The organism is Streptomyces lydicus (genome assembly GCF_004125265.1).
In the GTDB taxonomy this organism is placed as follows: Bacteria; Actinomycetota; Actinomycetes; order Streptomycetales; family Streptomycetaceae; genus Streptomyces; species Streptomyces lydicus_C.
This window is the reverse complement of the sequence record NZ_RDTE01000003.1, coordinates 4,562,349-4,589,234: the sequence shown is the minus strand read 5'-3', so window position 1 is coordinate 4,589,234 and position 26,886 is coordinate 4,562,349. Positions and strand designations below refer to the sequence as shown.

The 26,886-nt window shown below is 71.4% G+C and carries 24 protein-coding genes; 10 read left to right on the top strand and 14 right to left on the bottom strand.

The features are described 5' to 3' along the window. Positions 1-209 precede the first annotated feature (209 nt). Positions 210-1,910 (top strand): protein kinase domain-containing protein, encoded by a 1,701-nt coding sequence (locus D9V36_RS22520; RefSeq protein WP_129295371.1) that lies wholly within the window; start codon positions 210-212, stop codon positions 1,908-1,910. A 222-nt stretch (positions 1,911-2,132) separates the two neighbouring features. On the opposite strand, the gene D9V36_RS22515 is transcribed toward D9V36_RS22520, so the two are convergent. From D9V36_RS22515 to D9V36_RS22505, 3 genes are all read right to left on the bottom strand, one after another. Then, positions 2,133-2,690: a bacterial proteasome activator family protein gene (locus D9V36_RS22515; RefSeq protein ID WP_206739715.1), complete on the bottom strand. Its 558-nt coding sequence runs from the start codon at positions 2,688-2,690 to the stop codon at positions 2,133-2,135. 205 nt (positions 2,691-2,895) lie between these two features. Next, entirely contained in the window at positions 2,896-3,831 is a 936-nt protein-coding gene (locus D9V36_RS22510; protein ID WP_129295369.1) for a hypothetical protein, read from the bottom strand. A 155-nt stretch (positions 3,832-3,986) separates the two neighbouring features. Further along, positions 3,987-4,964 carry an NAD(P)H-quinone oxidoreductase gene (locus tag D9V36_RS22505; protein ID WP_129295368.1) on the bottom strand — a complete coding sequence of 326 codons (978 nt, stop codon included), beginning with the start codon at positions 4,962-4,964 and terminating at the stop codon, positions 3,987-3,989. 524 nt (positions 4,965-5,488) lie between these two features. Here D9V36_RS22505 and D9V36_RS22500 point away from each other — a divergent pair. Next, a complete protein-coding gene (locus D9V36_RS22500; RefSeq protein WP_129295367.1) occupies positions 5,489-6,598 on the top strand; it encodes a potassium channel family protein in 1,110 nt (369 codons plus the stop codon). An 85-nt stretch (positions 6,599-6,683) separates the two neighbouring features. Here the strand turns inward: D9V36_RS22500 and D9V36_RS22495 are convergent, their stop codons facing one another. From D9V36_RS22495 to pdhA, 5 genes are all read right to left on the bottom strand, one after another. Continuing rightward, positions 6,684-8,534 carry a molybdopterin molybdotransferase MoeA gene (locus D9V36_RS22495; RefSeq protein ID WP_431357690.1) on the bottom strand — a complete coding sequence of 617 codons (1,851 nt, stop codon included), beginning with the start codon at positions 8,532-8,534 and terminating at the stop codon, positions 6,684-6,686. Then, positions 8,531-9,505 carry a DUF6457 domain-containing protein gene (locus tag D9V36_RS22490; RefSeq protein ID WP_129295366.1) on the bottom strand — a complete coding sequence of 325 codons (975 nt, stop codon included), beginning with the start codon at positions 9,503-9,505 and terminating at the stop codon, positions 8,531-8,533. The genes D9V36_RS22495 and D9V36_RS22490 overlap by 4 nt, the downstream gene beginning before the upstream one ends. Positions 9,506-9,717: 212 nt before the next feature. Beyond that, positions 9,718-11,439 carry a dihydrolipoamide acetyltransferase family protein gene (locus D9V36_RS22485; protein WP_129295365.1) on the bottom strand — a complete coding sequence of 574 codons (1,722 nt, stop codon included), beginning with the start codon at positions 11,437-11,439 and terminating at the stop codon, positions 9,718-9,720. Further along, the gene (locus tag D9V36_RS22480; protein WP_129295364.1) at positions 11,439-12,476 is read right to left on the bottom strand and encodes an alpha-ketoacid dehydrogenase subunit beta; all 1,038 of its coding nucleotides are present in this window, start codon (positions 12,474-12,476) and stop codon (positions 11,439-11,441) included. Before D9V36_RS22480 ends, D9V36_RS22485 begins: the two co-directional genes overlap by 1 nt. Further along, positions 12,473-13,666 (bottom strand): pyruvate dehydrogenase (acetyl-transferring) E1 component subunit alpha, encoded by a 1,194-nt coding sequence (gene pdhA / locus D9V36_RS22475; protein ID WP_129295363.1) that lies wholly within the window; start codon positions 13,664-13,666, stop codon positions 12,473-12,475. Before pdhA ends, D9V36_RS22480 begins: the two co-directional genes overlap by 4 nt. 224 nt (positions 13,667-13,890) lie before the next feature. Here pdhA and D9V36_RS22470 point away from each other — a divergent pair, with 224 nt between their 5' ends. Then, a complete protein-coding gene (locus D9V36_RS22470) occupies positions 13,891-14,451 on the top strand; it encodes an Lrp/AsnC family transcriptional regulator (protein WP_129295362.1) in 561 nt (186 codons plus the stop codon). A 62-nt stretch (positions 14,452-14,513) separates the two neighbouring features. Here D9V36_RS22470 and D9V36_RS22465 read toward each other — a convergent pair whose 3' ends face one another. Both D9V36_RS22465 and D9V36_RS22460 read right to left on the bottom strand, forming a co-directional pair. After that, the gene (locus D9V36_RS22465; protein ID WP_129295361.1) at positions 14,514-15,104 is read right to left on the bottom strand and encodes a TetR/AcrR family transcriptional regulator; all 591 of its coding nucleotides are present in this window, start codon (positions 15,102-15,104) and stop codon (positions 14,514-14,516) included. Between the two features lie 11 nt (positions 15,105-15,115). Beyond that, complete coding sequence (locus tag D9V36_RS22460; RefSeq protein ID WP_129295360.1) at positions 15,116-16,627, bottom strand: 3-hydroxyacyl-CoA dehydrogenase; 1,512 nt, start codon at positions 16,625-16,627, stop codon at positions 15,116-15,118. A 147-nt stretch (positions 16,628-16,774) separates the two neighbouring features. Here D9V36_RS22460 and paaN point away from each other — a divergent pair, with 147 nt between their 5' ends. Then, entirely contained in the window at positions 16,775-18,457 is a 1,683-nt protein-coding gene (paaN, locus tag D9V36_RS22455; protein WP_129295359.1) for a phenylacetic acid degradation protein PaaN, read from the top strand. Positions 18,458-18,656: 199 nt separating this feature from the next. On the opposite strand, the gene D9V36_RS22450 is transcribed toward paaN, so the two are convergent. The 3 genes from D9V36_RS22450 to D9V36_RS22440 are packed head-to-tail and all read right to left on the bottom strand — an operon-like array spanning position 18,657 to position 21,405. Next, the gene (locus D9V36_RS22450; RefSeq protein ID WP_129295358.1) at positions 18,657-19,331 is read right to left on the bottom strand and encodes a TrmH family RNA methyltransferase; all 675 of its coding nucleotides are present in this window, start codon (positions 19,329-19,331) and stop codon (positions 18,657-18,659) included. Then, positions 19,328-20,737 (bottom strand): HTTM domain-containing protein, encoded by a 1,410-nt coding sequence (locus tag D9V36_RS22445; RefSeq protein WP_431357689.1) that lies wholly within the window; start codon positions 20,735-20,737, stop codon positions 19,328-19,330. The genes D9V36_RS22450 and D9V36_RS22445 overlap by 4 nt, the downstream gene beginning before the upstream one ends. Continuing rightward, positions 20,734-21,405 (bottom strand): DUF5819 family protein, encoded by a 672-nt coding sequence (locus D9V36_RS22440; protein WP_129295357.1) that lies wholly within the window; start codon positions 21,403-21,405, stop codon positions 20,734-20,736. Before D9V36_RS22440 ends, D9V36_RS22445 begins: the two co-directional genes overlap by 4 nt. Positions 21,406-21,572: 167 nt before the next feature. On the opposite strand from D9V36_RS22440, the gene paaA reads away from it, so the two are divergent. From paaA to D9V36_RS22410, 6 genes are all read left to right on the top strand, one after another. Beyond that, positions 21,573-22,526: a 1,2-phenylacetyl-CoA epoxidase subunit PaaA gene (paaA, locus tag D9V36_RS22435; protein ID WP_129295356.1), complete on the top strand. Its 954-nt coding sequence runs from the start codon at positions 21,573-21,575 to the stop codon at positions 22,524-22,526. Further along, positions 22,523-22,861 (top strand): 1,2-phenylacetyl-CoA epoxidase subunit PaaB, encoded by a 339-nt coding sequence (gene paaB / locus D9V36_RS22430; protein WP_241720980.1) that lies wholly within the window; start codon positions 22,523-22,525, stop codon positions 22,859-22,861. Before paaA ends, paaB begins: the two co-directional genes overlap by 4 nt. Further along, complete coding sequence (paaC, locus tag D9V36_RS22425; RefSeq protein WP_129295355.1) at positions 22,858-23,577, top strand: 1,2-phenylacetyl-CoA epoxidase subunit PaaC; 720 nt, start codon at positions 22,858-22,860, stop codon at positions 23,575-23,577. Before paaB ends, paaC begins: the two co-directional genes overlap by 4 nt. Continuing rightward, a complete protein-coding gene (gene paaD, locus D9V36_RS22420; RefSeq protein ID WP_088798774.1) occupies positions 23,571-24,068 on the top strand; it encodes a 1,2-phenylacetyl-CoA epoxidase subunit PaaD in 498 nt (165 codons plus the stop codon). Before paaC ends, paaD begins: the two co-directional genes overlap by 7 nt. Then, on the top strand, positions 24,068-25,108 hold the full coding sequence (paaE, locus tag D9V36_RS22415) for a 1,2-phenylacetyl-CoA epoxidase subunit PaaE (RefSeq protein WP_129295354.1): 1,041 nt from the start codon (positions 24,068-24,070) through the stop codon (positions 25,106-25,108). The genes paaD and paaE overlap by 1 nt, the downstream gene beginning before the upstream one ends. Before the next feature lie 90 nt (positions 25,109-25,198). Next, positions 25,199-26,332, top strand: a complete 1,134-nt coding sequence (locus D9V36_RS22410; RefSeq protein WP_129295353.1) for an acyl-CoA dehydrogenase family protein — start codon at positions 25,199-25,201, stop codon at positions 26,330-26,332. Between the two features lie 208 nt (positions 26,333-26,540). On the opposite strand, the gene D9V36_RS22405 is transcribed toward D9V36_RS22410, so the two are convergent. Then, positions 26,541-26,885, bottom strand: coding sequence for a rhodanese-like domain-containing protein (locus tag D9V36_RS22405; protein ID WP_206739714.1), 345 nt, complete (start codon positions 26,883-26,885; stop codon positions 26,541-26,543). Position 26,886: the final 1 nt, after the last annotated feature.

The window sequence follows — 26,886 nt, the reverse complement described above, 5'->3', positions numbered from 1 at the left end:
CCATCAAACCTGCCGCGCGTCACGTGCCGCAAGCTCACCTGGGGTAATGAGGCACGGAACGGTCTCCTGGCCGCGACGGGATCTTGCACATCTGGTCACGGAACGGGCACACGGCTTGACGTGTCCGAGGCCTGCGGCAGACTTGGCTGCGGAATTCCAGATTTTGATCGCTATAGCTGCGTGTATAGCGCCTAGGGGGAAGCGGGACGATGAGCCAGGACGGCGCTCAGGGCCAATTCGAGGGCCGTTCGGTCGGCGGAGGACGTTACCAGCTTCGTGATCTTCTGGGCGCCGGTGGCATGGCCTCCGTGCACCTCGCTTACGACAGCGTGCTGGACCGCGAGGTCGCGATCAAGACGCTGCACACCGAGCTCGGCCGCGAGCAGGCCTTCCGTGAGCGCTTCCGGCGTGAGGCCCAGTCCGTGGCGAAACTCACGCACACCAATATCGTCTCGGTCTACGACTCCGGCGAGGACGAGCTCGACGGCGGCATGGTGCCGTACATCGTCATGGAGTACGTCGCGGGCCAGCCGCTGCGCTCCGATCTGGACAACGACATCGCCCAGCATGGCGCGATGCCGACGGAAAAAGCCTTGAAGATCACGGCCGATGTGCTGGCCGCGCTCGAGGTCAGCCATGAGATGAGCCTGGTCCACCGGGACATCAAGCCCGGCAACGTCATGCTGAACAAGCGCGGCGTGGTCAAGGTCATGGACTTCGGCATCGCCCGCGCCATGCAGTCCGGCGTGACATCCATGACCCAGACCGGCATGGTCGTGGGCACTCCGCAGTACCTGTCGCCCGAGCAGGCCCTCGGCCGGGCCGTGGACGCCCGCTCCGACCTCTACTCCGTCGGCATCATGCTCTTCGAGCTGCTGACCGGTCAGCTGCCGTTCGACGCCGACTCCCCGCTCGCCATCGCCTACGCCCACGTCCAGGAAGAGCCCCCGGTCCCGTCGAGCATCAACAGCTCGCTGCCGCCGGCCGTGGACGCGCTGGTGGCCCGCGCACTGAAGAAGAACCCCAACGAGCGGTTCCCCACCTCCGAGGCGATGCGGGACGAGTGCCTGCGGATCGTCGGATCCGGGCAGTCCGGTGCCACGCCACTGATCATCGGCGAGGGCCCGCGGGCGCGCACCAGCGGCGCTTCGGTCTCCTCCGCGGTGTTCCCCACCGCCTCCGGCAACCCGCACACCCCGGCCCCGCCGAGCGTGCAGCAGCCGTATCAGCCGACGCAGGCGGCCGGGTTCGGCCCGTCGACGCCGACGCCGCCGAACAACGGCTACCCGACGCCCCCGCCGCAGAACAGCGGCTACCCGACGCCCGCGCCGGGTCCCGTTCCGGGGCCGGCGCCCTTCAACTCGGGTGGCTTCCAGCCGCCGACGTACAGCCCGCCGCCCGTGACGGCCTCGATGCCGCCGACCGGTGGCCCGGCGCGACGCAAGAACAACTCCGCGGTGGTCGTCATCTCGGCGATAGTCGGCGTGATCGTGGTCACCGCGATCGCGATCAGCATCGGCCTGAGCGCCGGCTCGGAAGAGAACCACGGCGGTGGCGACACCCCGTCGCCGGTCTACTCCGGCGGCGACATCACGCCGGCCTCGCCGCCCGACAACGTCAAGCCGGAAGACAAGACGGCGACGATCCTGATGTCCGAGTGCACCAACCCGACCAAGGACTTCAGCGACAAGAGCAAGATCCTCATCCCTTCGTTCCGTTTCAAGAACCTGGGCTCGGTGGAGAAGTGCATCGAGGCCGCGGGCTGGAAGTACAAGATCGTCTCGCATGAGGACAGCGCGCTCTGGGGCAAGAACACCGTCACCAGTCAGAGGCCGGCCGGCTTCAGCTCGTGGCGCCCGAACAAGGGCGACCCCATCGAGCTGACCGTGTCGACCGGCCGCAACGGCTGACGGCGGTCGCAGACGGCGACGGCCCGCCAGGGCCTCCCGGGCACAGCAAAGGGGCCGGCACGCACACCGCGTGCCGGCCCCTTTTGCCTGATCCGCCGTGGTGCGCCGGATCCGGCGTGGCGGTCCCGGGACAGCGTGAGAGGCAGGGGCCCGAGTGAGCCCGAGTAAGGAGAAGTACGGACCGGGTGAGAAGTACGGGCCGGGTAAGAGGTACGGCCCGGGTTAGAGGTACGGGCCCGAGCGGGCGCCGCCCTGGCCGGGATTGCCCTCTTCGCCGTCCATCGGAACCGCGCCGGGCGGCAGCGCACGGCGCATCGACTCCAGCTGCGCACGGGCGGCCATCTGCTGAGCGAACAATGCGGTCTGGATACCGTGGAAAAGGCCCTCCAGCCAGCCCACCAGCTGAGCCTGGGCGATCCGCAGCTCCGCATCCGTCGGCACCGATTCATCGGTGAACGGCAGCGACAGCCGCTCCAGCTCCTCGACCAGCTCGGGAGCCAGCCCGTCCTCCAGCTCCTTGACCGAGCTGGCATGGATCTCCTTGAGCCGGACCCGGCTCGCCTCATCCAGAGGCGCGGACTTCACCTCCTCCAGCAACTGCTTGATCATGCTGCCGATGCGCATGACCTTCGCAGGCTGTTCCACCATGTCCGTCACGGGGGTCTCACGGGGCTCGTCGCCATCGCCCCCGCCACCGGAGCTGCCGAGTGCCATGCCGTCCGGGCCGACCACCAGGACGTGCGGATTTTCCTGTGACCGTTCATTCATCGGCATATCCATGCCGCCATTCTCTCGTACGAGGGGTCATGAAGGGTGGTGCCCCTGAGAGAAGGTGATCCACCCTTCCGGGCGGACTCGGCTGCCGCGGTTTCACGTGAAACAACGGATTCCCACCGTTTCACGTGAAACCGCCGACAAAGCCCCTGACAAAGCCGCCGATCGACAAGACGCCCACAGGACAGGACAGCCGACAGCGCGGCGGACATCAGCTCCGGCGCAACCGAAGGGCGAAGAAGGCCAGCCCCAGGCCCGTGAGCGCGAGGCCGGCGCCCAGCGGAAGGACCCGCTCGACCGGTGCGTCCGGGGATTCCATGGCGTAAGGACTTGCCGTGGCGGCCGCTTCGCTCTCCGTGCTCTCCCGTACCGAGCGCGCCTCCTCCGGGGCGGCAGGGGTCGGGAGCGGCGGCAACGCCTCGTACGGACGCCGGGTGAGCCGGTCCGCGACATCGAGGCGATGCGAGGGCGACGGCCGTGCCGGGGCGCTCTGTGCCGCATGGGAGGCGGACGCCGCGGGCCTGGGGTGATGCGGCACCGCGGTGCGCGGAGCGGGGCGGCGGTGCGCACGGTCGGCGTCCGGAGCGTTCGCCCCGGCGGTCGGCCCTTGATGACCGGCCCCCGGGAAGCCCGCACCGCCGTAGTCAGGTCCCGGGAAGGGGTAGGACGGACCGTCCGGCCCGATGAAGGCGGGGCCGAACGGGTGATGCGGGCGGTGGTGCCACCGTCCGGGCATGTGAGGACCACCGAAGTGGCGGTGCGACGGCCGGTGCGGAAAGCGCGGGAAGGCGTCCGGCATCCCGGGGAAGCGAGGCGACAGCTCCGGGAGACGCGCTGGTGCCCCGGGACGGCCGGGGTGACCATGGTGGCCCCGGCCCGCTCCGTCACCGCGGCCGCCGAACGGACGACGGTCGGCCGCGAAGTCGTCGGGCCCGTACTCGTCGACCCCGTAGTCGTCGGGTCCGGCTTCGTCCTGCACAGCGTCGTCGGGCTGATCGCCCGGGCGGGCGAGGTGCGGGGGGCGGTCGACCGGTGTGCCCCGCCGGTCCGCAGCCGCCGCCGAGGTGACTCCTATCGGAACGGGCAGGACGACGGCGGCCACCAGCAGACCGGTGGCGATGCGCGAACGGAAACCTGGAGCGACCACAGTGCCCCTCCCGTGCCGAGCCGTCGGGTGACCTCCTCAGAGTCACATGTGATGAGATTCACGGCATCTCGGACATATCGGTTGGGTTACCCGGCGGAGGCGCGGGAGGGACAGGCCCGGCGCCTCGGATGACGGGAGGGGTTGGCCGAGCCGGCTCAGAGCGTCAGCACGACCTTGCCGACATGCGCACTGTCCTCCACGATGCGGTGCGCCTCGGCGGCGTCGGGCATCGCGAGCGTACGGTCCACGATCGGCCGCACCTGTCCGTTACCGATCAGCGGCCAGACATGCTCCCGCACGGCGGCGACGATGGCCGCCTTCTCGTTCAGCGGGCGGGCCCGCAGCCCGGCGCCGGTGATCGCGGCGCGCTTCGCCATCAGGGCGGCGAGATTCAGCTCCGCCTTCACCCCGCCCTGCAGCCCGATGACGGCCAGCCGTCCACTGACCGCCAGCGCCTTGATGTTCCGCTGCAGATATTTCGCACCGATGATGTCGAGGATGACGTCCGCGCCCGTGCCGTCGGTGGCCTTGCGGATCTCCTGGACGAAGTCCTGCTCGCGGTAGTCGATGAGGATGTCCGCGCCCAACTCGGCGCAGCGGGCCAGCTTCTCGGGGCCGCCGGCGGTGACCGCGACCCGCGCACCGACCGCCTTGGCGAGCTGGATCGCCATGGTGCCGATGCCGCTGGCACCGCCGTGGACCAGCAGCGTCTCGCCGGGCCGCAGATGCGCGATCATGAAGACGTTCGACCAGACCGTGCAGGTCACCTCGGGCAGCGCGGCAGCCGAGACCAGATCCAGGCCGTTCGGCACGGGCAGGACCTGCCCGGCCGGGACTGCGACCTTCTCCGCGTATCCGCCGCCCGCCAGCAGCGCGCACACCTCGTCACCGACGGCCCAGCCGTGCACGCCGGGTCCGAGCCCGATGATCCGCCCCGCGCACTCCAGCCCCGGATACGGGGAGGATCCCGGCGGCGGGTCGTAGAAGCCCTGGCGCTGGAGCAGGTCGGCGCGGTTCACGGCGCTCGCCACGACCTCGATCAGGACCTCGCCCTCGGCGGGCTGCGGATCGGGCACCTCCGCCCAGACAAGTGCTTCGGGTCCACCGGGCTCCGGGATAGTGATCGCTCGCATGGCGCGAGGCTACTCGCCGTCCGCGCACAGGGCGACGGTGCGGGGGCCCACAACTACCGCAGGGTCGGCCACCGGCCCCCGGATGACGTGCGGTTATTCCTCCGTCCGGCGCACCGGGGCGGCCCCTGGCCGAGGCAGCGGGCGGCTCGGGCGGAGCGCAGGGACAGCCCGGAACGGCGATGCCGGGCGGGCCTGGCGGGGCGGTGCCGGGCCACGGCGAGCGGCGCTCGGACCACGGTGCGGTGCCGGGCCACGGCTGCCTTCTCTCCGGTACGACTTGCCACTCCGCCGGGTGAGCGCCCGGGCATCACCGCACAACCGCCCCGCTGTCGGCGATATCAACGCTCCGTGATCACCACCCCGGCTCACCACAGCTCGCTCCTTCGCCAGTGCGGCGGCATCCTGCCGCCGCACGCCGACTCCTGCCGCGGCCGGGCACGCAAGGTGCCCGAATCGAGGAGCATGGGAGGTATGTCACCTTCACAGACCGTCTCGGCCCAGGCCGCTCCGGGAGCACCGGCCGGATGAGCGACCAGCAGCAACCGCGCCGCGGGACGGGCCGTTTCTCCATCCTCCGCTCCCTCTGGTCCCGCACCCGGACCGAGGCCAAGGACGACACCGAGGCCGGCCGCTCCATCGTCATGCCCGCCCAAGGCATGGCGCCGCCCCTCCAACAGGTCCTGCGGCGGCTGGCGATGGCGCTCGGCGTACTGGCCCTCACGACGCTGCTCGTCTGGTTCGACCGCGCCGGCTACCGCGACAGCGCCCACCGCGACGTCGATTTCCTCGGTGCGGCCTACTACGCGACGGTCACCCTCTCGACCACCGGCTACGGCGACATCACCCCGGTCAGCGATGGCGCACGACTGACCAACATCCTGGTCATCACGCCGCTCCGCGTACTGTTCCTGATCATCTTGGTCGGCACCACGCTCGAAGTCCTCACCGCGCGCACCCGGCACCAGGTACGCATTCACCGTTGGAGGTCCCGAATGCGAGATCACGTCGTCGTCATCGGGTACGGGACGAAGGGCCGCCACACCATCCAGACGCTGATCGGTCAGGGCGTCCCGAAAGAGCAGATCGTCGTTGTCGACCCGCAGAAGACCGTCGTGGACGCCGCCAGCAGCGACGGCTTCGTGGGCGTCCACGGCGACGCGACCCGCTCCGACACACTGACCAGAGCCGAGTTGCAGCGTGCCGCGCGCGTGGTCGTGGCCACCCAGCGCGACGACACCGCGGCCCTGGTGACCCTGACGGCACGGCAGCTCAACACACACGCCTCGATCGTGGTGGCGGTCCGGGAGGACGAAAACGTACCGTTGCTGAAGCAGAGCGGCGCCGACATGGTCATCACGAGTTCCAGTGCGGCGGGGCGGCTGCTCGGTATGTCCATGGCCAGCCCGTACGTCGGCACGGTCCTGGAGGATCTGCTCACCTACGGGCGCGGGCTGGATCTCGACGAGCGACCGGTGACCAGGAGCGAGGCGGGCCGCTCGCCCCGGGAGCTCGCTGATCTTGTGGTGGCGGTCGTACGGGGGCACCGGGTGCTGAACTACAGCGATCCGCAGGCCGCGACGCTCGAACTCACCGACCGCGTGATCACCATCCGGCAGGCGGTGCCGAGCAGCTGACGTGTGCGCGGCACCGGTACGTGCACCGGTACCCGGTGGAGGGCGTGCGGCAGAGGGTGAGCGTGGCAGAGGGGGCGCCCGTGTCCTACCCGTCCCCCGAGGCGGTCCAGCCCGTCGACCAACCCGCTGACGCCCCGGCCGACCAGGGAAGTTCCAGGAGTTCGAGTTCGGTGCCGCGCTCCGCGCCACCGGGCGGGACGACGGCCAGCGCATCGGCGGCGGCGATTCCGCGCAGCATGGCAGGGCCGTGAAAGTGCAGCGGCATCGCCATCAGACCGTGCCGTTCGTCCTCGCGGTAGGCCACCGGGACGAGCCGGGTGTCCCGCGGATGCCCGTGGACGGGGGCGGCCAGCGGCGTACGGTACGGCACGGCAGGAGGGCGGGCGGCGAGCGTACGGAGCAGCGGTTCGGCGAGCGTGACCAGGCCGGAGACGGCGGCGAGGGGGTTGCCGGGCAGGCCGACGAGATGCCGGTGCAGGGCCAGGCGGGCGAGCAGCATGGGGTGCCCGGGGCGGACCGCGACGCCGTCCACCAGCACCTCGGCGCCCAGCCGGCGCAGGGTGGGGTGCACATGGTCGAGGGGGCCCGCCGCGGTACCGCCGGTGGTGATCACCACGTCGGCGGTGGACTCCGCAACGGCTGCGCACAGGGTGTCGGCGTCATCGGCGAGATGGCGCGGCGCGGCCGCTTCGATGCCCAGGGCATGCAGCCACGGCACGAGCATCGGGCCGAGCGCATCCCGGATCCGGCCTTCCTGCGGCAGGCCGTGGTCCAGCAACTCATCGCCCAGCACGAGGACTTCGGCGCGCGGTCGGCGGTACGCGGTCAGCTCGTCGTAACCGGCCGCGGCGGCCAGACCGAGCACGGCAGGGGTCACCAGGGCGCCGATGGGCAGCAGTTGATCGCCACGACGGCACTCCTGACCCCGCGGGCGGATGTCCTGACCGGGCGGCGCGGGTTGCGGTGCATACAGCCGCCGGCCGCCGTCGCCCAGCTCACGGACCTCGCCGTGCTCGCTGCGCAGCACGGCGGTGGCACCGGACGGCACGCGCGCACCGGTGGCGATCGGGATCGCCTGTCCGTCGTGGAGCGCCCGGTCAGGGGCGTGGCCGGCGAGGATGCCGGGAGGGGGGTCGGCCTCGGATGTGCCGGCGGGGTGGTCGAGACGCCAGGGGCCGGGGCCGGACACCGCCCAGCCGTCCATCGCCGAGGTGTCGAACGACGGCAGATCGGTGAGCGCGGTGAGGGGCGCGGCGAGCGTACGGCCGAGCGCGTCGCCGAGTGCCGAGGTCGCGGGCTCGGGGGGACCGGCCACGGCGCGCTCGGCGGTCTCCCGGGCGGTGTGCCACGGGACGGCGGCCGGGGTGGGGCGGGAGCCGTGGCCGGTGGGAGGCGGGGGGTCTGCGGGATCTTCGGGGACTTCAGGATCTTCGGGGACTTCAGAGGTTTCGCGGCCGACGAGGTCAAAGGCGCGGGAGGGGCCAGAAGAGCGGGAGGGGCCAGAGGAACGGGAGGGCCCGGAAGAGCGTGAGGCGCCGTTGCCGGAGGCACGGGAGGGCCCGGAGGAACGTGGGACGCGTGAGGCGCTGGTCCCGGCGGCCAGGGGGTCGTCGAGGGAGAAGGGATCGTCCGGCGTGTAGGGGATGTCGTTACCGCCCCCGGTGGCGGAGGAGTTGGCCGCCGCGGACTCGCGGGTGGCATACGGCACCCTGCCGGCCGTGGGCCCGGCCCCGCCGCCCTCGGCCCCGGGCCGTACCCGCAGCGGCGCCGTGGCGTTGGCCAGCGCAAGCGCCTCTTCGAACGGGTCGCCGCGCTCCTCGTCCGCCGCCTTGCCCCCTGTCCTGCCCGCCGTGCCGCGGGGCTCACTGCCGAAATCCCAGCCGAAATCGCCCTCGAAGTCCCCGTCGAACTCCTTGCCGAAGCCCCTGTCGGTCATTCTGCGGGCTTCGTTTCGGCACCCGTGCCGCCGCCGGCCTCCGCCGGACCGGCGGACTCCTCGGCCTCCGCCGCCCAGCGGTTGGCCAGTGCGGTGGCCCGTTCGGTCAGCTCTTTGACATCCCGGCCCTGATGGCCCGCCGCGTAACCGATCAGGAAGGTCGTCAGCGGTGCGGCCGGCCGGGCCACACCGTGCGCCGCGTCCCGCGCGAGGTCGAGAAGCGCCGCGGTGTCGACATCGAGCTCGATGCCCAGTTCGGCCTTGACTGCGGTGATCCATTCATCCAACACGTTTCCATGCTCCCTGATGCGGGCGCGTGCCGCGCTGAGATCTTCCCAGGTGTCGCAGTCGAAGGACGCCGTGGCCGTGACGTCCGGGACCCGTTCGAGCCGCAGCCCGTTCGCCAGGGCACGCAGCGGCAGCCCGGCCAGAGTGCCGTGCCCGGCCCGTATCCGCGTCAGCTCACGGCGCAGCGACGCGGCCCGGTACGCGGCCACCAGCGGCTGGTCCCGTCCCGAGGCGTCCTGGAGCATGGCCCCGTCGCCGTAGGCCGGGGCACCGCTGTCCGGCCCGGCGGCACCGCTGCCCGGCCTTACGGCACCGTTGCCGGGCCCGGCGGCACCGGGCGTTTCCGTCGCCGCTGCCAACAGGCCCTGCACGGTCGCGGTGGTCAGGAACGGGAGATCGGCGGAGAGCACGAGCACCGTCGGGGCGGTGGTGTGCCGCAGACCGGCATCCAGCGCGGCGAGCGGACCGCCGCCCGGCGGGTCCTCCAGAGTGCGGATGACGGCGCGGGTAGTCGGACGGTGAGGGCCGACCACGACGGTGATCGCGGCATCGGGGCAGGCGGCGAGCACCCGGTCCAGGAGGGGGCGGGCGCCCACGGACAGGGCGGGCTTGTCCGCTCCGCCGAGCCGTCGGGCCGCGCCTCCGGCCAGCACGATGGTGTCGTAGGCGGTGGGGGCGTTCACCCCTTGAGTATCGCCGGGGGTGAGCGGATCACACCGGTGCCGTCGCTGCGGCAGCTGTCAGCTCTGCCACAGCGGACGCGACAGCCGGCCCGAGGCCACCGGCCACACCGGGGTTCTCCACCACACCAGGGTTCCCACCACACCGGGCTCACCGGCCACAGCCAGGTGGCCGTACAAAGGCCATGGGCCACCACCAGGTGGCCACACCGAGCTCACAGCCCCCTTAGCAACAGCGCGGGCTGTTCCACACAGTCGGCCACATGGCGCAGGAAGCCTCCGGCGGTGCCGCCGTCGCACACCCGGTGGTCGAAGGTGAGGGAGAGCTGGACGACCTGGCGGACGGCCAATTCGCCGTCGTGCACCCAGGGTTTGGCCGCTATCCGGCCGACGCCGAGCATCGCCGCTTCGGGGTGGTTGATGATCGGCGTGGAGCCGTCGACGCCGAAGACCCCGTAGTTGTTGAGGGTGAAGGTGCCATGAGTCAGCTCGGCCAGCGAGAGCCCGCCGCTCCTGGCGGTTTCGGTGAGCCGGGTGATTTCGGCGGACAGCTCCTCGACCGTACGGGCATGGGCGTCCCGTACGACCGGCACGACCAGACCGCGGTCGGTCTGCGCCGCGAAGCCCAGATGGACGGCGGGCAGCCGGACGATCTCCTGGGTCGTCGTGTCGACGGTGGCGTTGAGCTCGGGGAATCGCGCGAGCGCCGCCGTGGTGATCCGGGCCAGCAGCGCGAGCAGTGACACCTTGGGCGCGCCCGCCACATTCATCGCCCTGCGGGCGGCGAGGAGTTCGGTGGCATCGGCGTCCACCCAGCAGGTCGCCTCCGGGATCTCCCGGCGGCTGCGGCTGAACTTCTCGGCGGCCGCACCGAGCATCCCCCTCAGCGGGATCCGCTCCTCGCCCGCCACGGCGCCGGCTCCCGTGGCCCCGGGGACCGACACAGCCCCGGACGCGGCCCCCACCAGGCCTGTCGCACCGGCGCCGACGACTCCTGCGGCACCGTTCGCCGCCCTGGCACCCACCGGGGCGACTCCCCCGGGCACCGCCGAGGGCTCCCTCTCCCGCCGCGCCCGGATCGCGCACTCGACGTCCGTACGGAGAATCAGCCCGTCCCGCCCGGACCCCGTCAACTCCCTCAGATCCAGCCCGTTTTCCCGCGCCATCCGACGCACCAGCGGGGAAATGACGGCCACCGTACGACTGCCGGCATCCGCCGCCCCGGGCCCGGCCACCCCAGCGGCCCCGGCAGCTCCGGTCACCCCGACAGCTCCGGCCGCCCCAGCAGCTCCGGCCGTCTCAGGCGCCCCTTCCGGACCGTTCTCCCCGGCGAATCCGGCCGCCCCCTCAGCCGCCGTCCCGGCATCGGCCGCCCCTGAGTCACCGGGCGCACGACCGGCCGCTCCGGCGCCGGCCGAGCCGTCCGGCACTCCTCCGGGTGCCCGCGGCACTCCCGCCATGGAGCCCGCCCCGCCGCCCGGCCGGATCCGGCGGCGCCGCGCCGCCGCCGCACTCGTGCCGTACCCGACGAGCACATTCCCGGAGCCGGCATCCGCCGTGCCCTCCGCGTCCGGAGCGGCGGCACCGGCGGAAGGCAGCGCCGAAACCCCCGCATCAGGCGCACCGCCCGCCACACCGGCACCGGCTCCCGGCCTCTCCCCGGGGACTGCCCCCGCCAGATCATCGGGCACGGCCCCCACCGCGACCGTCACCAGCGGCGCCCCCACCGGGACTTCCTCCCCCGCCGCACCGAAGAGGGCGGTCACCACGCCCCCATACGGGCACGGCACCTCCACCATCGCCTTGGCGGTCTCGACCTCCACCACCGGCTGGTCGATGGCCACCACCTCGCCGACCTCGACCATCCAGTGCACGATCGTCGCCTCGGTGAGGCCTTCCCCCAGGTCGGGCAACGTGAATTCGCGGACCACGGCCATCACTCACCACGTCCCTCGGTCCAGTCCGACTCCCACTGGAGGCGGGCGACGGTGTCCAGGATCCGGTCCACGCCGGGCAGATGGTGCCGCTCCAGCATGGGTGGCGGATAGGGGATGTCGAACCCGGCGACGCGCAGGACCGGCGCCTCCAGGTGGTGGAAGCAGCGCTCGGTGATCCGTGCGGCGATCTCCCCTCCGGGACCGCCGAACCCGTTGGACTCATGGACGACCACGGCCCGTCCGGTCCGCCGTACCGAGGCGCAGACCGTTTCGTCGTCGAACGGCATCAGCGAGCGCAGATCCACCACTTCCAGATCCCAGCCCTCGGCACCGGCGGCATCGGCGGCCTCCATGCAGACCGGCAGCGAGGGGCCGTAGGTGATCAGCGTGGCGCTGCTGCCGCGGCGCCGGACCGCGGCGCGGCCCAGCGGCGCGACCTCGGTCGGCGCATCGGGCGACCAGTCGGCCTTGGACCAGTACAGGCGCTTGGGCTCCAGGAAGACGACCGGGTCGTCGGAAGCGATGGCGGCGCGCAGCAGCCCGTAGGCGTCCTCGACGGTCGCCGGGGTGACGACCTGGAGCCCGGGGGTGGCGAGGTAGTACGCCTCGGAGGAGTCGCTGTGGTGCTCGACCCCGCCGATACCGCCGCCGTACGGGATGCGGATGGTCAGCGGCATCGTCAGCGCGCCCCGGGTGCGGTTGCGCATCCGGGCGACATGGCTGATCAGCTGCTCGAACGCGGGGTAGGCGAAGGCGTCGAACTGCATCTCGACGACCGGTCGCAGCCCGTACATCGCCATGCCGACGGCCGTGCCCAGGATGCCGGCCTCGGCGAGCGCGGTGTCGGTGCAGCGGTCCTCGCCGAACTCCTTGGCGAGACCGTCGGTGACCCGGAACACGCCGCCGAGGGTGCCGACGTCCTCGCCCATGACATGGACGGACGGGTCGTCGGCCATGGCGTCGCGCAGCGCGCGGGTCAGTGCCTGCGCCATGGTGGCGGGCTTGCGCGCGGTTGCCGGTGCGGCGGTGGTCGTCATGGCCTGGCCTCCTCGGCGGAGCCGTCGGCGCCCGCGGTGTCCTCGGTGTGTCCGTTGGCCTCGGCGTCCAGCTCGGCGCGCAACAGCGCCGCCTGGGAGCGCAGTTGGCCGGTCTGCTCGGCGAAGACGTGGGTGAACAGGTCCATCGGATCCAGCTCCGGGTCGGCGTTCATCCGCTCCCGCAGGCCGGCCGCCAGTTGCTCGGCGCCGTCCCGGGTGGCGGCGACGAACTCGTCGGTGAGCAGATCGCGGGCCGCCAGCTCGTGTTCGAGAAGGGCTATCGGGTCGTGCGACCGCCAGGTCTCGACCTCCGCATCGCTGCGGTAGCGGGTGGCGTCGTCGGCGTTGGTGTGCGCCTCGATGCGGTAGGTGACGGCCTCGACCAGCGTGGGACCGCCGCCCCTGCGGGCCCGCTGCACGGCTTCGGTGAGCACCTCGTGCATGGCAGGCGCGTCATTGCCGTCGACCAGGCGGCCCGGCATGCCGTATCCGACCGCCTTGTGGGCGAGGGACGGCGCGGCGGTCTGCTTGGCGAGCGGCACGGAGATCGCGAAGCCGTTGTTCTGGACGAGGAAGACCACCGGCGCCTGCCAGACCGCCGCGAAATTCAGCGCCTCGTGGAAGTCGCCCTCGCTCGTGCCGCCGTCACCCACCATGGCCAGCGCCACCACTTCGTCGCCCTTGAGGCGGGCGGCGTGTGCCAGGCCCACGGCATGCGGGAGCTGGGTGGCGAGCGGGGTGCACAGGGGGGCGATGCGGTGTTCGTGCGGGTCGTATCCGTTGTGCCAGTCACCGCGCAGCAGGGTCAGCGCCTGTACGGGGTCGAGGCCGCGGGCCACGGCGGCGAGGGTGTCGCGATAGCTGGGAAAGAGCCAGTCCCGGTCTTCGAGTGCCAGCGCCGCGGCGACCTCGCAGGCCTCCTGTCCCGTGGAGGACGGGTAGACCGCCAGGCGTCCCTGCCGGGTCAGGGCCGTGGCCTGGGCGTTGTACCTGCGGCCGCGCACCAGCTGGGCGTAGAGCCGGGTCAGCAGTCCGGAGTCGAGCCGGGCCGCGGCATCCGTGCCCAGGAGGCGGTACGGCTCCTCGTCGGGCAGGAGGGGCGCGGGATCGACGCGCGGACGCCAGGCGGGCGGGGGGCCGGCCAGGCTGCTCTTCTTCCTGCTGCTGCCGGGCTGCTCTAGGACCGTCATGCCGAGCACCTCCTCGGATCGAAGGGGTGGCGCGATGCGCCTCATATGGGTGGTGGGCGAACGGCGGATGGGCAGGATGGAATCGGCCAGGGCGGGTACGCCCTGCCCTACCGATTGTTCGGTCGTTGATGCATTTTGGCTACAGGCGCACTCAGCCTGTGGACAAACGGTTCTCCACAGCTTGAGATGAAGACAGGGCGTCCACGAAGGGGAGGCGGGACCATATGCCGGGCGAACAGATGGCCCATTCCGACGGGCAGCCGCCCGCACCACCCGCCGCCACCCCGCCGGCCCCCGCACCGCCGGCGCCGTCGGCACCGGCACCCGCACCGGCCGCACGCCCGCTGGACACCATCGACCGCTCCATCCTGCGCATGCTGCAGACCGACGGCAGGGCCTCGATACGCTCCGTGGCCGAGCGGGTGCACGTCTCGCGCGCCAACGCCTACGCGCGGATCAACCGGCTGATCGACGACGGCGTGATCCGCGGCTTCAGTGCCCTTGTCGACCAGGAACGCGCAGGCCAGGGCGCTTCCGCGTATATCACGCTGAAGATCGTGCAGAACTCCTGGCGGACCGTGCGCAAGCAGCTCACGGCGCTGCCGGGGGCCACCCACATCGCGCTGGTCAGCGGCGATTTCGATGTGCTGCTCCTCGTCCACACCAAGGACAACCGCGAGCTGCGGGAGCTGGTCCTCACCCGTATCCAGTCGATACCGGAAGTGCTCAGCACCCGCACCCTGCTGGTCTTCGAGGAGACCGACCTCGGGCCCGAGGAGGACTGACCCCGGGCGGTCGGAGCGCGCGCAGAGCAGGCTTGCGCGGGTCAGGACGCGCGAGCCCGGCGTCAGGGCTTGCGCAACCCCGCGAACGCCGTACGCACCACGGCCTCGGCGACCTCGTCACGGCTCACCGCACCGCCCCGCCCCGGCCGGTACCACTCCACAATCGAGTTGATCATGCCGAAGAGCAGACGGGTGGCCAGCCGGATGTCCACGTCGTCCCGGAGGTCACCGTCGGCGGCGGCCTGCTTGAGGAGATCGGAGACCTCGTGGTCGAACTCCCGGCGGCGCTCCATGGCCCACCGCTCGGTGTCCGTATTGCCGCGCACCCGCAACAGCAGCGTCACATAAGGGAGTTCGTCCATCAGCACCTCGGCCACGCGCCGGGTGACATGCTCCAGCCGCTCGATCGCCCGCCCCTCGAGGGCGCCCGGCTCCTCCAGCACACCGAACAGCCCGTCCAGGGCGCGGCTTATGGCACGGCGCAGCAGCTCTTCCTTGCTGCGGACATGGTGGTAGATCGAGGACTTCGAGATGCCGGCCGCTCGGGAAAGGTGCTCCATGGACGTGCCGTCGTAGCCGCGCTCGATGAACACCTCGACGGCGACCGCGAGCAGCGAATCGGGCGTATAGGTGTCGCGCTTGGCCATGGTCATGATTAGAGCACCTATTCCTCGAGGTCTGCACGGCGCCGTAGTGCCCAGGACGGTACATAGCGTCCGCCGGCGCCCTGGCGGTGCATCGAATCCAGCAGATCCCACACCCACCGGGTACCGAGCCGCCGGGCCCACTCCATGGGGCCGCCGGGGTAGTTCACGCCCAGCCGCATGGCCGTGTCGATGTCCCCGGGACTCGCCACCCCGCGGGCCGCGGCGTCCACGGCGAAGTCGATGATCATCGCGACCGTCCGGGCGACGATCATCCCCGGTGCGTCCTCGATCACGCTGACCTGCTTGCCCAGCGCCTGGAACAGCCCGACCGCCTCGGCGAGCTCCGCCTCGGAGACCGCCGCCGAGGCCGCCAAGGCAATACGGGTAGCGGCGCGGTAGTCCAGGGAGAGGTCGAAGCGGATGTCCTTCCCGCGGACGTGCGACGTGGCCGGACAGCCGTTGGTCAGCGCCAGGCGGGCCCCGCCGGGCAGCCGCAGGAAACCCTCCGGCTCCCCCGGTGTCCGGTCGCGGGTGACCTTGATGCCCGCCTCCTCGATGAGCTCGTACAGCACCGCGGCGGGGCCGGGCAGCTCCGCGTGCAGGACGACGGACCCGGGCGCCGGACAGGGCTCAGCGGTCCGCGGTCCGGGCCGGTCGGCACCCTCGGAGTAGTCGAACCACCCACGGCCCGCCTTGCGGCCGTGCAGCCCGGACTCGACCAGCCGGCGCTGCGCCAGGGAGGGCGTGAACTTCGGGTCCTGGAAGAAGGCCTGCCACACGGAGTGGGTGACCGCCTCGTTCACGTCCTGCCCGATGAGGTCGGTCAGCTCGAACGGCCCCATCCTGAAGCCGGTGCCCTCACGCAGCACCGCATCGATGGTGGCCGGGTCGGCGACCCGCTCCTCGTAGGCACGCAGCGCTTCGGCGTAGAAGGGGCGGGCGATGCGGTTGACGACGAAACCGGGGGTGTCCGTACAGCGCACCGGCTTCTTGCCCCAGGCCGCGGCGGTGTCGTACGCGGTGGTGGCGGCGGCCTCGTCGGTGGCGAAGCCGCTGATCACCTCGACCAGCGGCAGCAGCGGCGCGGGGTTGAAGAAGTGCATGCCCACACAACGGCCGGGGTGGCGCAGCCGGCCCGCGACCGCGGTCACGGACAGCGAGGAGGTGTTGGTGGCCAGCAGGCAGTCGGCCGCCACCACATCCTCCAGGGCGGTGAAGAGCTCCTGCTTGGCGGGCAGTTGCTCCAGGATCGCCTCGATGACCAGTGCGGCGTCGGCCAGCTCAGGGAGAGCGGTGGCGGGGGAGAGGCGTCCGCGGGCGGCATCCCGCTCGTCCGCCGTGATCCGGCCTTTTTCGACGAGCCGGTCCAGCCGTCCCACGATCGCCCCGGCGGCTTGTCCGGCGCGCCCGGGGGCGGTGTCATAGAGGCGTACGCGATGGCCGGCGACCAGCGCCACCTGCGCGATGCCCTGCCCCATGGTGCCGGTGCCCACCACTGCCACGGTGCTGCTGGTTGCGAGAGCCGTCATGCCAGCTGATCCTCTCCGACCGACTTTTCCACAGGCAGGCCGGACCCTCTTGCCCCGACCGATCGTTCGGTTACTCTAACTCCGTTGCCCTGTCCGCTCCCAGTCCCTATCCACTCTCCGCCCAGCTCGACGAGGAGTTGGTCATCGATGGCCGCCGAAATGACCGCAGCGCAGTTGATCGAGAAGCACCGCCCGACCCTCGACCAGGCGCTGGAGTCGATCCGCACCCGCGCGTACTGGTCCCCGCACCCCGAGCACCCGAAGGCGTACGGCGAGAGCGCCGCGCCCGACGGGCTGGCCGCCTTCGAGGCCCTGCGCGGCCGCCGGTTCGAGCTCGACCAGCCGGGCACGGACGACTGGACCGGCGAGGAAGTCTCGCCGTACGGCCTGAAGTTGGACATCAGCTATCCGCACCCCGATGTGGACGTGCTGCTGCCGGCCATGCGCGCCGCGCTCCCCGCCTGGCGGGATGCCGGCCCCGAGACGCGCGCGGCGGTGTGTCTGGAGATCCTGGCCCGGATCAGCGCCCGCACCCACGAGTTCGCGCAGGCCGTGATGCACACCAGCGGCCAGGCCTTCATGATGGCGTTCCAGGCGGGCGGCCCGCATGCCCAGGACCGCGGCCTGGAGGCGGTGGCGTATGCGTACGCCGAGCAGGCCCGCATCCCGGGGCAGGCACCGTGGTCCAAGCCGCAGGGCAAGCGCGACCCGCTCGAGCTGACCAAGAGCTTCACGGCCGTGCCGCGCGGCGTCGCCCTGATGATCGGCTGCAACACCTTCCCGACGTGGAACGGCTATCCGGGCCTGTTCGCCTCCCTGGCGACCGGCAACCCGGTGCTGGTCAAGCCGCATCCGCGCGCCGTGCTGCCGCTGGCGCTGACCGTCAAGGTGGCCCGCGAGGTGCTCGCCGAGGCCGGCTTCCCCGCCGACCTGGTGTGCCTGGCCGTGGACCGGCCGGACGAAGGCCTGGCGAAGACACTGGCCGTCCGCCCCGAGGTCCGCATCATCGACTACACCGGCTCGACCGCCTTCGGCGACTGGCTGGAGACGCATGCCCGGCAGGCGCAGGTCTTCACGGAGAAGGCCGGCGTCAACACCGTCGTCATCGACTCCACCGATGACTACAAGGGCATGCTCGGCAACCTCGCCTTCTCGCTGTCGCTCTACAGCGGCCAGATGTGCACCACCCCGCAGAATCTGCTGATCCCGCGCGACGGCATCACCACGGACGCCGGCCCGAAGTCGTACGACGAGGTGGTCAGCGACCTCGCGGGCGCGGTGAGCGGCCTGCTGGGCGACGATGCACGCGCCAACGCCCTGCTGGGCGCCATCGTCAATCCGCAGGTCACAGAGCGGATCGACGCGGCGGCCGGGCTCGGCGAGGTGGCCCTGGCCTCCCGCGAGGTGCCCAACCCCGAGTTCCCCGGCGCCACGGTCCGCACCCCGGTGATCGTCAAGCTGGACGGCGCCAAGCCGGACTCCGAGGCGGCTTACCTTTCGGAGTGCTTCGGCCCGGTGTCCTTCGCGGTGGCCGTCGGCTCCGCGGCCGACGCGGTGGATCTGCTGCGGCGCACGGTCCGTGAGAAGGGCGCCATGACGGTCGGCGCGTACACCACCTCCGCCGAGGTCGAGCAGCTGGTGGAGGAGGCCTGCCTGGAGGAGTGTGCGCAGCTGTCGCTGAATCTGACCGGCGGGGTCTATGTGAACCAGACCGCGGCGTTCTCGGACTTCCACGGCTCGGGCGGCAACCCGGCGGCCAATGCGGCGCTGTGTGACGGCGCCTTCGTGGCCAACCGCTTCCGGACGGTGGAGGTGCGACGGCCGGCGTGACGGGTGCGGGTGCCGGGTCCCGCGCCCCGGGTGCGGGACCCGGACCCGGTGCGGGCTTGCGGGACCCGGTGCGGGCTTGCGGGACCCGGTGCGGGCTTGCGGGACCCGGTGCGGGCTTGCGGGACCCGGTGCGGGCTTGCGGGACCCGGGACGTTCTCCTGGGCCCTGCGCCGGACACCCGGCGGTGCCCGGGGGTCCGTCAGCCGCCGTCCGGCCCCTCGATCCGCGCATGGCGGCCGATCCAGGCATGCATCGCGATGGCGGCCGCCGCCCCCGCGTTGATCGAACGGGTCGAGCCGAACTGCGCGATCGAGCAGACCAGCGAGGCATGCCGGCGCGCCTGTTCGGTCAGCCCCGGCCCCTCCTGGCCGAACAGCAGCACACAGCGCCGCGGCAGCGCGGTCGTCTCCAGCGGCACGGAACCGGGGAGATTGTCGATCCCGATGATCGGCAGCTCCTCGGCCGCCGCCCAGGCGGTGAGGTCCGCGGTGTCCGGGTGGTGGCGGACGTGCTGGTAGCGGTCGGTCACCATCGCGCCGCGGCGGTTCCAGCGGCGCTGCCCGACGATATGGATCTCCTTGGCCAGGAACGCATTCGCGGTCCGTACGACCGAGCCGATGTTGAAGTCGTGGCCCCAGTTCTCGACCGCCACATGGAAGTCATGGCGGCGGGTGTCGAGGTCGGCGACGATCGCCTCACGCTTCCAGTAGCGGTAGTGGTCGACGACATTGCGGCGGTCGCCGTGCGCAAGCAGCTCGGGGTCCAGGCGGTCGTCCTGGGGCCAGGGCTCCGGATGCGGTCCGACGCCGATCTGGGTCCCGAACCCCTCGTCGTACTGAAGGGCCTCGGCGGGGGCGGTTTTCTCGCTGCTCACCCTACGAGCGTATGGCCACCGTCGCCGTGCCCCGTACGGGCCTCCGGCTCGCCGCCCCCGGCCCCGTCGGACGGCCGGTCCGCTCCGCCGCGCGAAAAGAGCCTTTCGCGCAGGCCGGAGAGGCGCGCGGAGACCCAGGTCAGGAAGTTCGTCGGCAGAAAGACCGCGTCCGCGGTGATCATCGCGAGCGAGAAGAACGGCAGGCCGAGCAGGAACGCAATCGACAGGTGCTCGCAGATCATCGCCACCAGCAGCACATTCTTCAGCCGGCGGTTGAAGACCGTGAACGGGAAGGCGACCTGCACGATCACCGTCCCGTAGGTGATCAGCATGACCATCACGCCGTTGCTGCCCAGCAGCTCGGACAGCGCCGGCCAGGGGGAGAAGTAGTCCAGGTGCATCGGGTAGTAGACCGCGGTGCCGTCCTGCCAGCGTGAGCCCTGGATCTTGTACCAGCCGGCCGTGGCGTAGATCAGGCAGACCTCGACCACGATCACCAGCAGTGCGCCGTTGTGGGCGAGCTTGGCGAGGGTGTCCAGGACGGTGCGCGGCTCGCCGGGTGCGTAGCGCTGCACCGCCCACCACAGACCGTGCACCAGCCACAGTCCCCACAGCGCCAGGCTCCAGCCGAGGTGCGGGAACGGGCCGCCCTCGAACCAGTTGAGGCCGTAGTTGCCCTGAAGTTGGGCGAGGGCCAGACCGAGGCCGAGCACGGCCCACAGGATGACGCCGGGCAGATCGCGGGAGGCAGGAGCGCGTCCGGTTTCCTCACCGCCGGCGGCCTGCGCGGCGGCCGCTGCCCGCTTCGCCCGGCGTGCGTCCAGCGACCAGACCTGCCCGCACCGGGTCAGCACGAGGTACATCGACATCAGGTGGATGACGTTGTCGCCGCCGTCGCCTATGAAGATGCTGCGGTTTTGCAGCGAGAGCACGCCCACCATGAACAGCACCGACATGGTGCGGGTGCGCCAGCCGAGCATCAGCAGCGCACTGGCCACGACGGCCACGAGGTAGACGCACTCGAACCAGCCGCGACTGTCGGACCAGGGGAGTACCGAGAAGGCGTGGTTGCCGTCCAGGAGGCGGCGGGCCATGTCCAGGTTCCAGGGGCTGTCGGGCCCGTAGAGCACCCCGCGGTGCGGCCACTCGCGCAGCAGGAACAGGAGCCACGTCGCCGAGAAGCCGATCCGGATCACGGCGGTCTGGTAGGGGGCCAGCGCACGGCTGGTGACCAGCCCGAAGCCGCGTCCGATGGCGCGCTCGATGCGGGTCTCCCGGTAGGCGTCGGACTCCGGGGACGTCTGAGGTACCTGGGCCTGGCGCGGCAGGTCGGCCGTCTCCGTGGTGTGCGGGGCCTGCTGGTCGCTCTGCGTCTGCTGAGGCTGGTGGGGCGTCGGTGACGTCACTGGTGGTTCGCCCCCTTGGGCAGGTCGTCTGCGGTGACCTGCCACCAGGGCAGCACGCGGTACACGGGCTTCTCGCTGATCTTCTCGGAGCTCCATGGCGGCGGGCGGACCGCCGTCGTCTGCGAACGGACCTGGACCTGCTCGACGCGGCCGCCGCCCTTGGTCCACTCACCGTCCATCCGGAGCATCACGATCCGCCGGATATAGCGCTCGGACAGCTCACCGCGCAGGCCGACGGGGCGGCTCTGCGCGTTGTGGGTGTTGAGGAAGAGCTCCCAGCCGCGGCGCAGTTGGTTCTGCTGGGTGTGGCTGGGCAGCAGGTTGTGGAGGATGCCCTGGCCGTCGCGGGCACTCAGATCGGTCCAGCCGGTGGTCCGCGGGGCACCGTCCCCGGTGCGCAGCTGCGCACGGACCTGTACCGCGATGTTCTGCTGCAGCGGATTCGGGGCGAACAGCTTCCAGTTCTGTTCGTACTCGGGGTAGACGTAGTCGCTGATCAGGGCGCCCTGCTGTTTGCTGAGCGTGTTCGACGGCGCCACGTGCAGGAACATCATGGCGAGATGAATCGCGACGATGACCGCGAGGGCGCAGGCCGCCACCCCTATGACGATCCGCGAGGGCAGCGAGAGCGCGGACAATGGCCGCGTTTCGTCCCCGTATGACTGCATTCCCGCCCCGCTCCCAGAATCCATGCGGTCAACTCCGCTCCGGAACCGTACCTACGCGGCCGCACCGGGCACACCCTCCCCCGGGTTATCCACAGGCTTGACACCCGCGGTCCGCCCGCTCACCATTGAACCGAACGATCGGTCGGTCGGGAGCGAGGGGGCACCACATGACGACGATCGCGCCGGAAGAGACGGCGGTCCGCGAGGCCGCATTCGACGCCACCGTGGCCGCGGACGAACGCATCGAACCGCGGGACTGGATGCCTGATGCCTACCGCTCGACACTCGTACGTCAGATCGCGCAGCACGCCCACTCCGAGATCATCGGCATGCAGCCGGAGGGCAACTGGATCACCCGCGCGCCGTCCCTGCGCCGCAAGGCGATCCTGATGGCGAAGGTGCAGGACGAGGCCGGCCACGGCCTGTATCTCTACAGCGCCGCCGAGACCCTGGGCACCGGCCGCGACGAACTGCTCGACAAGCTGCACTCCGGCCGCCAGAAGTACTCCTCGATCTTCAACTACCCGACCCTGACCTGGGCCGATGTCGGAGCCGTCGGCTGGCTGGTGGACGGCGCCGCGATCACCAACCAGGTCCCGCTCTGCCGCTGTTCGTACGGCCCCTACGCCCGCGCGATGGTCCGTATCTGCAAGGAGGAGTCCTTCCACCAGCGACAGGGCTACGAGCTCCTGCTGACCCTCAGCCGCGGCACCGAGGCACAGCACGCCATGGCGCAGGACGCGGTGAACCGCTGGTGGTGGCCCTCGCTGATGATGTTCGGCCCGCCGGACGACGAGTCCTCGCACTCCGCGCAGTCCATGGCCTGGAAGATCAAGCGGCACTCCAACGACGAGCTGCGCCAGCGCTTCGTGGACATCTGCGTCCCCCAGGCCGAGGCCCTCGGGCTCACGCTCCCCGACCCGGATCTGACGTGGAACGACGAGCGCGGGCACTGGGACTTCGGCCCGATCGACTGGACCGAGTTCCGCGAGGTCCTCAAGGGCAACGGCCCCTGCAACGAACAGCGGATAAGCCGCCGGCGGCAGGCTCACGAGGACGGCGCCTGGGTGCGCGAGGCAGCCGCCGCACACGCGGCCAAGCACGGGGAGGTCACCCGATGACGACACCACGCCCTGCCGAAGCCCCCGCGACCACCGCGGGGACGGCCGCCCGGCCCGCCGACTGGCCCCTGTGGGAGGTCTTCGTCCGCAGCCGCCGCGGACTCTCCCACACCCACGCCGGCAGCCTGCACGCACCGGACGCCGAGATGGCGCTGCGCAACGCCCGCGACCTCTACACCCGCCGCTCGGAGGGCGTCTCCCTCTGGGTGGTGCCCTCCGCGCAGGTCACCGCCTCCTCGCCGGACGAGAAGGACAGCTTCTTCGAACCGGCCGGTGACAAGCCCTACCGCCACCCGACCTTCTACGAGATCCCGGACGGGGTGCATCACCTTTGAGGAACGTCACCGCCACCCCGGCCCTGCCCCTCGGGGACGACGCCCTGATCCTCTCCCACCGCCTGGGCGAGTGGGCGGGGCGCGCCCCGGTCCTGGAGGAGGAGGTCGCACTGGCCAATATCGCGCTGGACCTGCTCGGCCAGGCCCGTGTGCTGCTCTCCCTCGCCGGTGATGAGGACGAACTGGCCTATCTGCGCGAGGAGCGGCAGTTCCGCAACCTCCAGCTCGTCGAGCAGCCCAACGGCGACTTCGCCCACACCATCGCCCGCCAGCTCTACTTCTCCACCTACCAGGAGCTGCTGTTCGAGCATCTCGCCACCACCGAGAACGAGTTGGCACCGCTGGCCGCGAAGGCCGTCAAGGAGGTCGCCTACCACCGCGACCACGCCCATCAGTGGACGCTGCGCCTGGGGGACGGCACCGACGAGAGCCATACCCGGATGCAACGTGCCCTGGACGCCCTCTGGCGCTTCACCGGCGAGCTGTTCGAGCCGGTGGCGGGACTGGAAACGGTGCCCTGGCCGGCCCTGCACGACAGCTGGACCGCACGCATCACCGCCACCCTGGAACAAGCCACCCTCACCGTCCCCGAAGGCCCCCGGCACGGTGCCTGGACGGCCGGCGCGGGCCGCCAGGGCCTGCACACCGAATCGTTCGGACGGCTGCTCGCCGAGATGCAGCACCTCCACCGCAGCCACCCGGGGGCGGCATGGTGACCACCACCGCCCTCGAAGAGGAACTGCTCGCCCTGGCCGGCTCCGTTCCCGACCCCGAACTGCCCGTGCTCACCCTCGCCGAACTGGGAGTGCTGCGCGGGGTACAGCTGACCGGCCCCGGCCGGGTCGAGGTGCGGCTCACCCCCACCTACACCGGCTGCCCCGCCATCGAGACGATGTCGGCCGACATCGAGCGAGTGCTGCACGACCACGGGATACCCGAGGTCGAGGTACGCACGGTCCTCAGCCCGCCGTGGACCACGGACGCGATCACCGCCGAAGGCCGCCGCAAGCTCGCGGAATTCGGTATCGCACCCCCGCGCCCCACGGGACCGGCCGGCGGCCCGGTCGCCGTCGACCTCACCCTCCGCTGTCCGCACTGCGGATCGACCGACACCACCCTGCTGAGCCGGTTCTCCTCCACGGCATGCAAGGCACTGCGACGCTGCGAGTCCTGCCGCGAGCCCTTCGACCACTTCAAGGAGTTGTGATGTTCCACCCGCTCCAGGTCCGGGAGATCGAGCGGCTCACGGACGACGCGGTGGCCGTCACCTTCGCGGTCCCGCCCGAGCTGCGCACGGCCTTCCGGCACACTCCCGGACAGCACATCGCCCTGCGCAGAACGGTCGACGGCCAGGAGATCCGCCGTACGTACTCCATCTGCACCCCGGCCACCGACCAGCCCGTACTGCGTGTAGGTATCCGTCTCGTCGAGGACGGCGTCTTCTCGACCTACGCGCTCAAGGAACTCGCCGTCGGCGACACGGTCGAGGTGATGGCCCCGGCCGGCCGGTTCACCCTCGCACCACGCCCCGGACATTTCGTCGCCATCGTCGGCGGCAGTGGCATCACCCCCGTGCTGTCCATCGCCGCCACCCTGCTCGAACGGCAGCCGGACGCCCGCTTCTGCCTCATCCGCAGCGACCGCACGGCGGCGTCGACGATGTTCCTGGAGGAGGTGGCCGACCTCAAGGACCGCCATCCGCAGCGCTTCCAGCTCATCCACGCCCTCTCGCGCGAGGAGCAGCAAGCCGGCCTGCCCTCCGGCCGCCTGGACGAGGCCCGGCTCCGCTCCCTCCTGCCCGCGCTGCTGAAGATCGACTCCGTCGACGGCTGGTACCTCTGCGGCCCCTATGGCCTGGTCCAGGGCGCCGAACGCGCCCTCCGCGCCCTCCAGGTGCCGCGCACCCGCATCCACGAAGAGATCTTCCACGTCGACAACGGCGCCCCGACCGCCCCCGCCGCCGCACCCGCGCACAGCACCGTGACCGCCACCCTCGACGGCCGCTCCGGCACCTGGCCGGTCCACGACAGCGAGTCGCTGCTCGAGGCGGTCCTGCGCAACCGCGCGGACGCCCCGTACGCCTGCAAGGGCGGCGTCTGCGGCACCTGCCGCGCCTTCCTGGTCTCGGGCAAGATCCGCATGGACCGCAACTTCGCCCTGGAATCCGACGAGGTAGACGCGGGGTACGTCCTCGCCTGCCAGTCCCATCCGGTCACGGAGCAGGTGGAGCTGGACTTCGACCGATGAACCCGCAACGGTTCCGCCATTCCCAATTCCTGGAACATGTTCTACCTTGACGCCTCGTCAGTTCGAGGCGCCGCGTGGGAGGACAGTGCAATGGACTTCACCTTCACCGAGGAGCAGCAGGCCGCCGCCGAAGCGGCCAGGGCCGTCTTCGCGGGGGTCGCGCCGGACGGCGTGCCCAGCCCGGCGCTCACCCCCGGTGCGGTCGCCGACGACTTCGACCGCGCCCTGTGGCGCAAGCTCGCCGACGCCGACCTGCTGAGCCTGCCGATCGCGCCCGAGCACGGCGGAGCTGGCCTCGACCCGATCGCGCTCTGCCTCGTACTCCGCGAGTCGGCCAAGGTGCTGGCACGGGTGCCGCTGCTGGAGGCCGGCGCCGCCGCGTTCACCCTCCAGCGTTACGCGGCCGACGAGTTGGGTGCGCAAGTGCTGCCCCGGATTGCTGCCGGGGAGCTCGTCGTGACCGTCGCCGGCAGCGGGCGCACCGGGCACGAACCGGCTGAACTCGCCGTCGACGCCCGCCAGGAGGGTGCCGACTGGGTCTTCGACGGGGTCCAGACCGCCGTTCCCTGGGCCCGGACCGCGGACCGGCTCCTGCTCCCCGCCCACACCCCCGAAGGCCACGCCGTAGTCGCGCTCGTCCCCCGCACCCACCCGGGCGTCACACTCGACGACCAGATATCCACCACCGGAGAGCGCCTTGCCGAGGTCCGGCTGGGTTCCGTACGCCTCAGCGACCAGGAAACGATCACTGACCCGGGCGCCTGGGAGTTGCTGCGCAACGTTCTGACCACCGGTACCTGTGCGCTCGCCCTGGGCCTGGGCGAGCGCGTCCTCGCCATGACCGGCGACTACACGAGCAAGCGCGAGCAGTTCGGATTCCCGGTGGCCACCTTCCAGGCCGTAGCCGTCCAGGCCGCCGACCGCTTCATCGACCTGCGTGCCATGGAGGCCACCCTCTGGCAGGCCGCCTGGCGGATCACCACCGACGCGGCCGGCCCGCTCCCGCCCGCCGGGGATGTCGCGGTCGCCAAGATCTGGGCCTCGGAAGGTGTACGCCGCGTCGTCCAGACCGCCCAGCACCTTCATGGCGGCTTCGGCGCCGACACCGACTACGCGCTGCACCGCTACCACGCCTGGGCCAAACAGCTGGAGCTCTCCCTCGGCCCCGCCGCCGCCCACGAGGAGGCCCTCGGCGATCTGCTCGCAGCACATCCGCTGGGCTGAGGCGGCAGAAGGGCGGAAGGCACAGCGGGCGTCCGCGGCGGGCTCGTGCCGCCGATGCCGGCGCAGCGCCGAGTCTCGCGTCCCGCTCGGCGGCCACCGCACGCCCGACCGCGGACAGCCGCCCGATAAACCCTCCGACACCGAGCAGCCCCACCCGGCCGCCCGGCTACCGGCTACCGGCTACCGGCTACCGGCTACCGGCTACCGGCTAGATGACCACCCCGGCGCCGCCCTTGCCGTCCGACACGGGGCGGCCGGCGGCCTCCCAGGCCTGCATGCCGCCCGCGACATTCACCGCGTCGACACCCTGCTGGACCAGATACTGCGTCACCTGCGCCGAGCGCCCACCGACCCGGCACAGCACATACACCTTGCCGTCCGCAGGGGCCGCCTCGGTCAACTCTCCGTAGCGAGCGACGAATTCGCTCATCGGGATGTGCAGCGCGCCTTCGGCGTGCCCCGCCTCCCACTCGTCGTTCTCACGCACGTCCAGGAGGAAGTGCTCCGACGTGAGAGCGTCGACATCGACCGTGGGCACAGAACCAAATTGCATG